This is a genomic window from Rhodosalinus sediminis (assembly GCF_003385555.1).
Classification (GTDB): Bacteria; Pseudomonadota; Alphaproteobacteria; order Rhodobacterales; family Rhodobacteraceae; genus Rhodosalinus; species Rhodosalinus sediminis.
Window position 1 is genome coordinate 44512 of sequence record NZ_QOHR01000005.1, and the last position, 12427, is coordinate 56938.

The window sequence follows — 12427 nt, forward strand, 5'->3', positions numbered from 1 at the left end:
CGGAGGCCCCGCGTCGACGCCTGAACAGCCGCCCCGTCGGACCGCCGCGGTCGCCGGTTGTGCGCGCAGGACGATTGGGGTTTTACTTCGCGCATGACGACTGCGCTTCTGACCCATGCCGACGCGCTCGGCCACGTCACGCCGCCCGGCCATCCCGAGCAGGTGGCGCGGCTCGAGCATGTGCTGCACGCGCTCGAGGGGATGGACCTGATGCGCGTGACGGCGCCGATGGCCGCCGAGGACGACCTGCTGCGCGTCCACCCCGAGAGCTACCTCGAGATGCTGCGGCTCAACGCCCCGAGCGAGGGCTTCGCCGAGCTCGACCCGGACACCTTCCTGTCGCCCGGCTCCGTCGAGGCGGCGTGGCGCGGCGCGGGGGCGGCCACGCGGGCGGTGGACCTCGTGGCGGGGGGCGAGGCGACCAACGCCTTCTCGGCGATGCGCCCGCCCGGCCATCACGCGGAGACGGAGACGCCGATGGGCTTCTGCCTGCTCGGCAACGCGGCGCTCGCCGCGCGGCACGCGCTCGACCATCACGGCATGGGGCGCGTCGCGGTGGTGGATTTCGACGTCCACCACGGCAACGGCACGCAGGACATCCTCTGGGACGAGCCGAACGCGCTCTTCGTGTCCTCGCACCAGATGCCGCTCTGGCCCGGCACCGGCAAACCCGACGAGACCGGCGCCTACGGCAACGTCATGAACGTGCCGCTCGCGCCGGGCACCGACGGGGCGCGGATGCGCGAGGTCTACACCGGGGAGGTCTTTCCGCGCCTGCGCGCCTTCGCGCCGGAGATGATCGTCGTCTCGGCCGGCTTCGACGCGCATCTCGCCGATCCGCTGGCGCATCTGGAGTGGCTGGAGGAGGACTTCGCCTGGCTCACGCGGGAGCTCTGCGCGCTGGCCGACGCGATCTGCGGCGGGCGTCTGGTCTCCGTCCTCGAAGGGGGATACGACCTCGAGGCGCTGGCGCGGAGCGCGCGGGCGCATGTGAGCGAACTGAAGGAGGCCGCGGGATGACCGAGGCGACGCCGGTGGCGGAGATGAGCTTCGAGGAGGCGATGCGCGAGCTCGAGGCCGTGGTGACCAAGCTCGAGCGGGGCGACGTCGCGCTGGAGGACTCGATCCGGCTCTACGAGCGCGGCGCGGAGCTCAAGGCGCGCTGCGAGGCCAAGCTCAAGGAGGCCGAGGAGAAGGTGGCGCAGATCACCCTCGACGGGCAGGGCCAGCCCACGGGGACCACGCCGGCCGGGGACGTCTGAGTGTTCCGCGAACGGCTCGACGCGGCGGCCGGGGCGGTCGGTGCGCATCTCGCGCGGGCGCTGGCCGACTACGGCGACCTGCCGGTGGCGCAGGCGATGGCCTACGCCGCGGGCGGCGGCAAGCGGCTCCGCGGCTTTCTCGTGCTCGAGAGCGCGCGGCTTTCGGGGGTCGCCGAGGCGCGCGCCCTCTGGCCCGCCGCGGCGATCGAGGCGGTGCATGCCTACAGCCTCGTGCACGACGATCTGCCCTGCATGGACGACGACGACATGCGCCGTGGCCAGCCGACGGTCCACCTGAAGTGGGACGAGGCGACGGCGGTGCTCGCCGGCGACGCGCTGCAGAGCGCGGCCTTCGAGATGGTGCTCCGCGAGGAATGCCACCCGGACGCCGCGGTGCGCGCCGATCTCGCGCTGACGCTGGCGCGGGCGGCAGGGGCGCACGGCATGGTGCGCGGTCAGGCGCTCGACATCGCGGCGGAGGCGGCGGAGACGCCGCTCGGCCTGGCCGAGGTGGAGGCGCTGCAGGCGGGCAAGACCGGCGCGCTCTTCGGCTGGGCGGCGGAGGCGGGGGCGCGCCTCGCGCGTGGCGACGTGACGCCGTTCACCGCCTATGCCGCGGCGCTGGGCCTCGCCTTCCAGATCGCGGACGATCTTCTGGACGTGGAGGGCGACGCGGCGGCCGCCGGCAAGCGGCTCCGGAAGGACGCCGAGGCGGGCAAGGCGACCTTCGTCTCGCTTCTCGGCGTCGACGGCGCGCGGGCGCGGGCGAACGAGCTCGCCGAGCGGGCCTGCGACGCCGTGGCGCCCTTCGGGGACGACGCGGCAACCTTGCAGGCGCTGGCACGCTTCATTATTTCCCGCGAGACGTGACCCGGGAGGCGCCAGCATGAGCCAAGGCCCCGAGACGCCCCTGCTCGACCGGGTGCGCACACCCTCCGACCTCAAGGGATACTCCGACGCGGAGCTCTCGACCCTCGCCGACGAGCTGCGCGCGGAGACCATCGCCGCCGTCAGCCAGACGGGCGGGCACCTCGGCGCCGGGCTCGGCGTTGTGGAGCTGACGGTCGCGCTGCACACGGTCTTCGACGCGCCGCGCGACAAGATCATCTGGGACGTCAGCCATCAGTCCTATCCCCACAAGATCCTGACCGGCCGGCGGGAGCGGATGCACACGATCCGCCAGAAGGACGGGCTCTCGGGCTTCACCAAGCGCTCGGAAAGCCCCTACGACCCCTTCGGCGCGGCCCATTCCTCCACCTCGATCAGCGCGGCGCTCGGCTTCAAGGTGGCCGCCGACCTCGGCGGCGACGCGCCGGTGGGCCACGGCGACTCGATCGCCGTGATCGGCGACGGCGCGATGAGTGCGGGCATGGCCTACGAGGCGATGAACCACGCCGGCGATCAGGGCCGGCGGCTGATCGTGATCCTCAACGACAACGAGATGTCGATCGCGCCGCCGGTGGGGGCGATGTCGCGCTACCTCTCCCGGCTCTACGCCGAGGCGCCCTTCCAGGACCTCAAGGACGCCGCCAAGGGGGCCGTCAGCCTGCTGCCGCCGCCCTTCCGCGAGGGGGCGAAGCGGGCGCGCGACCTGCTGAAGGGGATGGCCGTCGGCGGCACGCTCTTCGAGGCGCTCGGGTTTTCCTACATCGGCCCGATCGACGGGCACGACATGGACCAGCTCCTGCCGATCCTGCGCACCGTGAAGGCGCGCGCCGACGGGCCGGTGCTGATCCATGCGATCACGCAGAAGGGCAAGGGCTACCGCCCGGCCGAAAGCGCGCCGGACCGCGGCCACGCGCGCGCGAAGTTCGACGTCGCCACCGGCGAGCAGAAGAAGGCGCCGTCCAACGCGCCGGCCTACACCAAGGTCTTCGCCCGGAGCCTCATCGACGAGGCGTCGCGCGACAGTCGCGTCTGCGCCGTCACCGCGGCGATGCCGGACGGCACCGGCCTCGACCTCTTCGCGGAGCGGTTCCCGTCGCGCTGCTTCGACGTCGGCATCGCCGAGCAGCACGGGGTCACCTTCTGCGCCGGGCTCGCGGCAGGGGGGATGCGGCCCTTCGCGGCGATCTACTCGACCTTCCTGCAGCGTGGCTACGACCAGGTCGTGCACGACGTGGCGATCCAGCGCCTGCCGGTGCGCTTCGCCATCGACCGCGCCGGGCTGGTGGGCGCCGACGGCGCGACGCACGCAGGCAGCTACGACGTCGCCTATCTCTCGAACCTGCCGGGCTTCACCGTCATGGCGGCGGCCGACGAGGCGGAACTGGTGCACATGGTCGCCACCGCCGTGCGCCACGACGAGGGGCCCATCGCCTTCCGCTACCCGCGGGGGGAGGGCGTCGGCGTCGAGATGCCGGAGCGGGGCATGCCGCTGGAGATCGGCAAGGGCCGCATGATCCGCGAGGGCGGGCGCGTGGCGATCCTGTCCTTCGGCACGCGCCTGAAGGAGGTGCTGGAGGCGGCCGAGGCGCTCGAGGCGCGCGGCATCGCGCCGACGGTGGCCGACGCGCGCTTCGCCAAGCCGCTGGACCGCGAGCTGATCCTCACCCTCGCCCGCGAGCACGAGGCGCTGATCACCGTCGAGGAGGGCGCCGTGGGCGGCTTCGGCAGCCACGTCGCGCAGCTTCTGGCCGAGGAAGGGGTCTTCGACGCCGGGCTGAAATACCGCTCGATGGTGCTGCCCGACGTCTTCATCGACCAGGCCAAGCCCGGGGAGATGTACGCCGTCGCCGGGATGAACGCTGACCACATCGAGGCCAAGGTCCTCTCGGTGCTCGACGTCGCACAGGTCGCCGGCCGTCGGGCCTGAGCGCCGGCCAAGGGATTTGCAAATCCCTTGGCCAAGCGTCTTGCAAGACGCTTGCGCCGCGCGGCTTGCAGCCGGCGCGGCGCCGTCCTAGCCCTTACGTAAGGTCAGGAGGGCAGGACGATGGATTTCACCGAACGGACACCGATCGAAGCGGGCTTCGCCCCGGTCTTTCGCGAGCGGGTGGCGCCGGAGCTCGACCGGCTGGAGGCGGAGCGGCAAGCGCTCCTGGCGACGGCGAAACAGCGGCTCGGGATCGTGGCGGCGGCCTGGGCCGTGCTCTCGGCGCTCGCCGTCTGGAGCGGGACGGGCGACGTCTGGGTCGCGCCGGTCGTCCTCGCGCTCTTCGCGGGCGTCGCCGGCTATTTCATCTGGAATAGCCTCGCGCGGCGGTGGGGCGGATCGCTCGCCGCGGCGGTCATGCCGGCGGTCTGCGACTTCCTCGGCGATCTTTCCTACGACCGGGAGGCGCGCGACCGCTTCCCGCTCGACCGGGCCGTGGCGCTGGGCCTGATCGACGAGCACAACCGCGTCTCGCTGCAGGACCGGCTCGAGGGGCGCTACCGCGACACGGAGTTCGAGGTGGTCGAGGCGCATCTGCGCCGCCGCACCCGGGGCGGCGGCGAGGACGACGACACGAAGGAGACGACCGTCTTCAAGGGGCTCCTCTTCCGCATCTCGACCCCGGAGCCGGCGCCGACGCCGATTCTGATCGCCCGCGACCATGGCAAGCTCGGCAATGCCATCGGCTCCTTCTTCGCCGAGGGGTTCGGACGCAAGATGCCGAAGGTCGAGGTCGATCACCCGGAGTTCGAGACACACTTCGAACTGCACGCCGAGGACGCGGCGGCGGCGCGGGACTACCTGCCGCCCGCGTTTCTCGACAACCTGCTCGCCATCGCGCGGGAGGAAAGCGACCGCGCGGGCGATCGCGCGATGAAGGGCATGACCGCCGGCTTCCGGCGCGACTCCTTCTACCTCGCGCTCGCGCGGGACGCGGAGTTCCTGGAGATGGGCGGGCTGACGCAGCCGGTGGCGGACGTCGCGCCCGAGGTGCACAAGGTCTTTCACGATATCGCGCTGGTGCGCCGGATCATCGACCGGCTGCACGGCGACGCGCCGTCGGTGTGAGCCTCAGCCGCCCGCGGCGCGGATCGCGCGCAGACCCGCGCGGTAGTCGGGGTAGAGGAGCCGCACGCCCAGCTCCGCCTCGATCCGGTCGTTCCGCACGCGCTTCGACTCGGAGTAGAAGCTCGCCGCCATGGGCGAAAGCTCCGCCGCCTCGAAGGGGATCTCGGGCGGCGCGGGCACGCCCAGTAGTTCGGCGGCGCAGGCGATCACGTCCTGCGGCGGGGCGGGCGCGTCGTCGGCGAGGTTGTAGACCGCGCCGGGATCGGGCCGCGCCATGGAGGCGGCGAGCACCTGCGCGATGTCGTCCACGTGGATACGGCTGAAGACCTGCCCCTCCTTGACGATCCGCCGCGCGGTGCCGGCGCGCAGCCGGTCGAAGGCGCTGCGCCCCGGTCCGTAGATCCCGGCGAGGCGGAAGATGTGCAGCGGCAGGCCCGGCACCCCGGCCCAGGCTTGCTCGGCGGCGACGCGGCGGCGGCCGCGTTCGGTCGCGGGGGCGAGCGGCGTCGCCTCGTCCACCCAGCCGCCCCGATGGTCGCCGTAGACCCCGGTGGTCGAGAGATAGCCCGCCCAGGCGAGGCGCGGCGCGGCGGCGGCGATGGCCGCGCCCGCCTGCCGCAGCACCGGGTCGCCCTCGGCGTCCGGGCCGACCGACGAGAGGAGATGCGTGGCCTCGGCGAGCGCCGGCGCGAGGTCGGAGCCCGGCCAGACGAGGGGCTCCACCCCCTCCGCCGCGAGCGCCTCGGCCTTCTCCGCGCTGCGGGTCGTGCCGATGATTCGCCAGCCCTCCGGGCGCAGCAACCGGGCGAGCGCGCGGGCCGAGTAGCCGTGCCCGAGGGAAAGAAGAACGCGATCCATGGGCCCCTCTTGGCGCCCGCGGGCCGCGCGTGCAAGCGTTGCGCGCACCGCCGGGCACGCCCGCCCCCGCCGGGCGGCGCGCTCAGGCGGCGCCGCTCTCGGCCTCGGCCTCCTCCTGCTCGGCGAGTTCCTGCGACCATTCCTGCGCTGCCTCCAGCGCCACCGGCGAGGAGGTCGGCATGACGCCGACGTAGGCGCCGGTCTCGTCCACGGGCACGCCCGGGCGGCGCGTCATGCGCCAGCCGGCGTAGAGCGCCGTCGCCGCGAAGAGCACCAGCAGCACGACCCAGAAGAAGGCGCTGCCGCCGGCCTCCATCGCCGCGCCCGCGGCGAGCGGGCCGAGGATCGCGCCCAGCCCGTAGGTGAAGACGAGCCCGCCAGAGGCCGCCGGCATGTCCTCGATCTCGAGGAAGTCGTTCGTGTAGGCGATGAAGAGCGAGTAGAGGGGGTTCGCCATGCCGCCCATGACGAAGGCCGCCACGAGGAGCGGCGCGAGCGATCCGTGCGAGACGAAGCCGAGCGCGCTCGCCGCCGCGCCGATCGCCGCGAGGCCGAGGATCAGCACCCGCCGGTCCATCCGGTCCGAGAGCCAGCCCACCGGGAACTGGAAGACGGCGCTGCCCACGAAGATCATCGCCACGAAAAGCGCGATGCCGTCCACCGAGAGCCCGGCCTGCGCGCCGTAGACCGAGGCCATGCCGAACTGCGCCGCGAAGACGCCCCCGAGCAGGAAGACGCCCACCGTGCCGAGCGGCGAACTGGCGTAGAGCCGGCGCAGGCTCATCGGCTTCGTCGTCTCCGCCGCCGGCAGCGGCACCGCCGACAGGAGGATCGGCCCGAAGGAGAGCGAGACGAGGATCGACGCCCCGATGAAGAGCGCGGGCCCCGCCGCGTCCGCGACGGTCACCAGCCACTGCGCGAGGATCATCCCCGCCATCTGCGCCAGCATGTAGGCCGACAGGAGCTTGCCCCGCATCTCGTTGGTGGCGGCGTTGTTCAGCCAGCTCTCGGCGGTGACGTAGACCCCCGACATGCAGAAGCCGATGGCGATGCGCAGCAGCGTCCAGGCCCAGGGCTCGGCGATCAGCGGGAAGGCGATCAGCCCCGCCGACATGAAGGAGCCCAGCGCGGCGAAGACGCGAACGTGGCCCACGCTCCGGATCAGGCGCGGGGCGAGCTGCGCGCCCGAGAGGAAGCCGAAGAAATAGCCGGCGGTGACGACCGAGAGCGCGGCGGAGTCGAAGCCCTCGATGTCGCCGCGCACGCCCATCAGCGTGGCGTGCATGCCGTTGCCGATCATGATGAGCGCCATGCCGAACAACAGCGCCCAGACGCCGCCCAGAACCTGAAGCATCGAGGCACTCCTTCGACGGGCGGCGCGCGGGCCGGCGTGGGTCACCGGCACGCCAATCCGATTCCGCGCCCTGCGTCAATGCATGTCCGGCGGCGCGCGCCCGCCGCGCGTGCCCTGCGGCACAGCTGCATCGCGGGGCCGGCCCGGGTCACTCCGCCCCGGATCACTCCGCCCCGGCTCACTCGGCCCCGACTTACTCAGCGTAGTCGGAGCCCTCCGCGTCGAGGAGCGCGCGCAGCTCCGCGAGGTGACGCTCGCCCGCGCCGGGATAGGCCTCCAGCTGCTGCGCGGTCGTCTCGGCCACGGCCTCGGACAGGATCGAGAGCGGCCGGCCCGTCCAGAGCGCGCGCAGGTAGGTCGCCGCGGCGCGTTCGAAGTAATAGAGCCGGTCGAAGGTCTCGCCCACGGTCGCGCCGATGGCCAGAACCCCGTGGTTGCCCATCAGGAGGATCGTCGTCTTCGGATCGTCGAGGAGCCGGGCGCAGCGCGCGCCCTCGTCCTCGAAGGCGAGCCCGCCGTAGCCTCGGTCCACCGCCACCCGGTCGAAGAACATGCAGGCGTTCTGATCGATCGGCGGCAGGGTCGGGTCCTCGAGACAGGCGAGCGCCGTGGCGTAGGGCGAATGCACGTGCATCACGCAGCGCGCCCGCGGCACCGCCCGGTGCACCGCGCCATGCAGGCCCCAGGCCGTCGGGTCCGGCGCGTCCGGACGCTCCAGCGTCTCGGGATCGCCCGCGTCCACCTCGATCAGGTCGGAGGCGCGGATGCGCGCGAAATGCATGTGGTTCGGATTGACGAGAAAGCGCCGGCCCTCCGGGTCGAGCGCGACCGAGAAGTGATTGGCGACGCCCTCGTGCATGTCGAGGCGCGCGGTCCAGCGGAAGGCGGCGGCGAGATCGGCGCGCACCTCGCGCGGGTCGGTCTCGATCGTGCGGTGGGGCGCGGTCATCGCGGTCTCTCCTCGGGCGGCCCTGGCCAGCGGCGCGTCCCGCGGGACCACGCGCCGGCCTCTTCGGCGCGGCAGCTTGATCGCGCCGGGCGGAGGTGTCAACGTGAGCGCCACTCGCCTGCCGCGCCCCGACCCCGGATCGCCCGATGCCCGACGCCGCGACGGATGTCGCCACCCCGGACCTGCCCGCGCCGCGCGCCTTCCGCGATCCGGAGGCGGCGGTCGCGCATCTCTCGGCGCTCTACCGGGAGGCCACGGAATTCCTCGCCGCGCGGTTCGAGGCCTGCCTGCGAGACGGCCACCCGGGCCGCCGGGTGCGCGCCTTCTACCCGGAAATCCGCCTCGCCACGACGAGCTTCGCCGAAGTGGACAGCCGCCTCGCCTTCGGGCACGTCGCCGCGCCGGGCCCCTACGCGACGACCGTCACGCGGCCCGATCTCTTCGCCGGCTACCTGCGCCAGCAGCTCGAGCTTTTGATCCGCAACCACGACACCGCCGTCGAGATCGGCCTCTCCGACACGCCGATCCCGGTGCATTTCGCGGTGGCCGACCGCCCCGGCCTGACGGTGCCGCAGGAGGGCGCGGCGCGCTTCCCGCTGCGCGACGTTTTCGACGTGCCCGACCTCGCCGCAACGAACGACGACATCGTCAACGGCCTCGCGCAGCCCGGCCCGGACGGCGCGCGCCCGCTCGCGCCCTTCACCGCGCAGCGGGTGGACTACTCGCTCGCCCGGCTGACGCATTACACGGCGACCGATCCCGCGCATTTCCAGGCGCATGTCCTCTTCACCAACTACCAGTTCTACGTCGCCGAGTTCGAGGCGCTGGCGCGGGCGAAGCTCGCCGATCCCGAGAGCGGCTACACCAGCTTCGTCGCCCCCGGCGACGCGGAGATCACGGCGCCCGACGCCGAGCTCGACGCGCCCGCGAAGACGCCGCAGATGCCGGCCTACCACCTGAAGCGCGCGGACGGGCGGGGCATCACGCTGGTCAACATCGGCGTCGGCCCCTCCAACGCCAAGACGGCGACCGACCACATCGCCGTGCTGCGCCCGCACGCCTGGGTCATGGTCGGGCACTGCGCGGGGCTGCGGAACTCGCAGAGCCTCGGGGATTTCGTGCTCGCCCACGCCTACTTGCGCGAGGACCGGGTGCTCGACGACGATCTGCCGGTCTGGGTGCCGATCCCGGCGCTCGCCGAGATCCAGATCGCGCTTGAGCGCGCCGTGGCCGAGGAGACCGCGCTCGAGGGCTACGACGTCAAGCGCATCATGCGCACCGGCACCGTGGCGAGCGTCGACAACCGCAACTGGGAGCTCCGCGAACACACCGGCCCGGTGCAGCGGCTGAGCCAGTCGCGCGCCGTCGCCCTCGACATGGAAAGCGCGACCGTCGCCGCCAACGGCTTCCGCTTCCGCGTGCCCTACGGCACGCTTCTCTGCGTCTCGGACAAGCCGCTGCAGGGCGAGCTCAAGCTGCCCGGCATGGCCTCGGAGTTCTACACCACGCAGGTCGCGCGGCACCTGCGGATCGGCGTGCGCGCGATGGAGCTGATCGCGGCGATGCCGCTCGAACGCATCCACAGCCGCAAGCTGCGCAGCTTCGAGGAGACGGCCTTTCTCTGATGCGCCGCCGACGCGCCGGGCGGAAAAATCGTAATATTCCTTGCGCGGCGGCCCTATTTGTTGTGTTTGACTGCAACATGAAGTTTAAATCGACGGATCGGGGCCCAGACGCAGGGGCAGTGAAGGGAGACCGAAAATGGCCAAGGCAATGACCAAGACCCAGCTCGTGGCCGCGCTCGCGGACGAAATGGGCAGCGACAAGAAGACCGCGGGAACCGCGCTCGACGCCGTGTGCAACGTGATCACCCGCGAGGTCGCCGACGGCGGCGCGGTGACGCTGCCCGGCGTGGGCAAGTTCTACCTGCGCGAGCGCCCCGAGCGGATGGTGCGCAACCCCGCCACGGGCGAGCAGCTCAAGAAAGAGGCCGACAAGCAGGTGAAGGTCACCATCGCCAAGGCCCTCAAGGACAGCGCCAACGGCTGACCGCCACCGCCCGGCGGGGCAAGGGGCCGCCGCGGGCGGCCCTTTTCATGTCCCGGCGGCGCCGGAGAATTTTCGTACGAAAATTCTCCCTTTCGGGGGGTGCTCCCGTCGGCCGGGGGCGCCGGAAGGACATCTTTCGTACGAAAGATGTCCGGGTCCGCGGCAGCGGAGGGAGCGGCGAGATGGATCTGCGCGCGGCCGGCATGGGGCTCGCCTTCGCCGTGATGTGGTCCTCGGCCTTCTCCGCGGGGCGCATCATCTCGACCGCGGCGCCGCCGCTGACGGCGCTGTCGATCCGCTTCTTCATCGCCGGCGCCATCGGCGTCGCGCTCGCCCGGGCGCTCGGGCAGAGCTGGCGGCTGACCCCGGCGCAGTGGCGCGCCACGGTGGTCTTCGGCGTCTGCCAGAACGCGCTCTATCTCGGGCTCTACTGGGTGGCCTTCCAGACGCTCGAGGCCTCGCTCGCCGCGATCATCGCCTCCACGATGCCGCTGCTCGTCGCGCTCGCGGGCTGGCTCGTGCTGGGCGAGCGGCTCGCGCCGCTCGGCGTCGCGGGGCTTCTGGCCGGGTTCGCCGGCGTCGCGCTCATCATGGGCGCGCGCGTCCAGGGGGGCGCGGACCCATTCGGCGTGACGCTCTGCGTGATCGGCGTCCTCGCGCTCGCCGTGGCGACGCTGACCATGCGCGGCGTCTCCTCGGGGGGCAATTTCCTGATGGTCGTGGGGCTGCAGATGGTCGTGGGCGCCGTGGCGCTCCTGCCTTTCGCGCTGGCGCTGGAAGAGATCGCCGTCGACTGGTCCTGGCGGCTCGGGCTCGCCTATCTCTACACGATCCTCGTGCCGGGCCTCGCCGCGACGCTGGTCTGGTTCCTGCTCGTCCACCGCATCGGCGCGGTGAAGGCGGCGACCTTCCACTTCCTGAACCCCTTCCTCGGCGTGGCGATCGCCGCCGCGCTCCTCGGCGAGCGGCTCGGTCCGCTCGACCTTGTGGGCGTCACGGTGATCGCCTTCGGCATCCTCGCCGTGCAGCTCTCGAAACAGCGCACCGTGGCGCGCGCGCGGCCCTAGCTCAGCACCGCGAGCAGCCCGGTCAGCGTGACGAAGGCGCCCGCCGTCGCGCCCAGCAGCGCGAGCGAGGCGATGCCCTCGTGCCCGTAGTCCTGCGCGAGCAGCGCATAGATCCCGAACATCGGCACCGCGGCCGAGAGGATCACCGCCATCCGCAGGTCCGGGTCGAGGATCGTGAGCCCACCGAGCGCCGGCAGCGCCACGAGCGCCAGCGCCGTGAGCGCCGGGTGCACCAGGAGCTTGCCGGCGACGATCTCGGTGGCGAGCGCGCGGTTGCCCTTCACCGGCAGCCCGACGAGCGAGCCGCCGATCACGAAGAGCGCGATCGCCCCCGTGGACTGCGCCAGCAGGTCGAGAAGCCGCGTCACGCCCGAGGGCAGCGAGAGCCCGGTGAGCGAGACCGCGACGCCCGCCAGAAGGCCCAGCACCATCGGCCGCCGCGCCACCTCGACCACCGCGCGCCGCGCCCGGGTGCGCAGCCGCGCGCCGCTGCGCGGCCGCGAGCTTTCCAGCAGCAAGAGCGTCAGCGGGATCAGCACGAAGGTCTCCACCACGAGGTTCATGGCGAGGATCAGCCCCGCCTTCTCGGGGAGGAGCAGCAGCATCAGCGGATAGCCGACGTATCCCGAGTTGGGGCAGGTGGAGCCCATCACCGCGATCGCCTTGCGCGCCGGCCCGGTGCCACGCGCCGTGTGCCAGGCCCAGGTCGCCGCGATCGTCGCCAGGCCGCCGGCGAGAAAGACCGAGAGATACGCGGGGCTCAGCGTCTCGGTCACCGACTGCTCGGCCACCGCGGTGAAGAGAAGCGCCGGCAACGCCACGTTCATCACGAAGAGCCCGAGCGCGCGCATGTCCGACGGCGCGAAGGGGCCGAGGCGCACCGACCCGTATCCCAGCGCCACGAGCGCGAAGATCGGAAAGGTGATGGCGAGGATTTCGAGCACG

At 72.4% G+C, this 12427-nt stretch carries 12 protein-coding genes; 8 read left to right on the forward strand and 4 right to left on the reverse strand.

Annotated elements, in window-relative coordinates:
• The first annotated feature begins 93 nt into the window (after positions 1 to 93).
• From DRV84_RS05975 to DRV84_RS05995, 5 genes are all read left to right on the forward strand, one after another.
• A complete protein-coding gene (locus tag DRV84_RS05975) occupies positions 94 to 1020 on the forward strand; it encodes a histone deacetylase family protein (RefSeq protein ID WP_115978973.1) in 927 nt (308 codons plus the stop codon).
• The gene (locus DRV84_RS05980) at positions 1017 to 1262 is read left to right on the forward strand and encodes an exodeoxyribonuclease VII small subunit (RefSeq protein WP_115978974.1); all 246 of its coding nucleotides are present in this window, start codon (positions 1017 to 1019) and stop codon (positions 1260 to 1262) included. The genes DRV84_RS05975 and DRV84_RS05980 overlap by 4 nt, the downstream gene beginning before the upstream one ends.
• Positions 1263 to 2132, forward strand: a complete 870-nt coding sequence (locus DRV84_RS05985) for a polyprenyl synthetase family protein (protein ID WP_239994997.1) — start codon at positions 1263 to 1265, stop codon at positions 2130 to 2132.
• Between the two features lie 16 nt (positions 2133 to 2148).
• Positions 2149 to 4077 carry a 1-deoxy-D-xylulose-5-phosphate synthase gene (gene dxs, locus DRV84_RS05990; RefSeq protein WP_115978975.1) on the forward strand — a complete coding sequence of 643 codons (1929 nt, stop codon included), beginning with the start codon at positions 2149 to 2151 and terminating at the stop codon, positions 4075 to 4077.
• A 120-nt stretch (positions 4078 to 4197) separates the two neighbouring features.
• On the forward strand, positions 4198 to 5205 hold the full coding sequence (locus DRV84_RS05995) for a DUF3137 domain-containing protein (protein ID WP_115978976.1): 1008 nt from the start codon (positions 4198 to 4200) through the stop codon (positions 5203 to 5205).
• A 3-nt stretch (positions 5206 to 5208) separates the two neighbouring features.
• On the opposite strand, the gene DRV84_RS06000 is transcribed toward DRV84_RS05995, so the two are convergent.
• The 3 genes from DRV84_RS06000 to DRV84_RS06010 all read right to left on the reverse strand — a co-directional run bounded on the left by DRV84_RS06000 (position 5209) and on the right by DRV84_RS06010 (position 8366).
• Positions 5209 to 6063: an SDR family oxidoreductase gene (locus DRV84_RS06000; protein ID WP_115978977.1), complete on the reverse strand. Its 855-nt coding sequence runs from the start codon at positions 6061 to 6063 to the stop codon at positions 5209 to 5211.
• Positions 6064 to 6145: 82 nt separating this feature from the next.
• Positions 6146 to 7417, reverse strand: coding sequence for an MFS transporter (locus DRV84_RS06005; protein WP_115978978.1), 1272 nt, complete (start codon positions 7415 to 7417; stop codon positions 6146 to 6148).
• Positions 7418 to 7610: 193 nt separating this feature from the next.
• The gene (locus DRV84_RS06010; protein ID WP_115978979.1) at positions 7611 to 8366 is read right to left on the reverse strand and encodes a class II aldolase and adducin N-terminal domain-containing protein; all 756 of its coding nucleotides are present in this window, start codon (positions 8364 to 8366) and stop codon (positions 7611 to 7613) included.
• Positions 8367 to 8512: 146 nt separating this feature from the next.
• On the opposite strand from DRV84_RS06010, the gene DRV84_RS06015 reads away from it, so the two are divergent.
• The 3 genes from DRV84_RS06015 (at position 8513) to DRV84_RS06025 (ending at position 11482) form a co-directional block, all read left to right on the forward strand.
• The gene (locus tag DRV84_RS06015; RefSeq protein ID WP_115978980.1) at positions 8513 to 9991 is read left to right on the forward strand and encodes an AMP nucleosidase; all 1479 of its coding nucleotides are present in this window, start codon (positions 8513 to 8515) and stop codon (positions 9989 to 9991) included.
• Between the two features lie 136 nt (positions 9992 to 10127).
• On the forward strand, positions 10128 to 10415 hold the full coding sequence (locus DRV84_RS06020; RefSeq protein WP_115978981.1) for an HU family DNA-binding protein: 288 nt from the start codon (positions 10128 to 10130) through the stop codon (positions 10413 to 10415).
• 182 nt (positions 10416 to 10597) lie between these two features.
• Positions 10598 to 11482 carry a DMT family transporter gene (locus DRV84_RS06025; protein ID WP_115978982.1) on the forward strand — a complete coding sequence of 295 codons (885 nt, stop codon included), beginning with the start codon at positions 10598 to 10600 and terminating at the stop codon, positions 11480 to 11482.
• Here the strand turns inward: DRV84_RS06025 and DRV84_RS06030 are convergent.
• Positions 11479 to 12426, reverse strand: coding sequence for an AEC family transporter (locus tag DRV84_RS06030; RefSeq protein ID WP_115978983.1), 948 nt, complete (start codon positions 12424 to 12426; stop codon positions 11479 to 11481). The genes DRV84_RS06025 and DRV84_RS06030 overlap by 4 nt on opposite strands.
• Position 12427 lies beyond the last annotated feature (1 nt).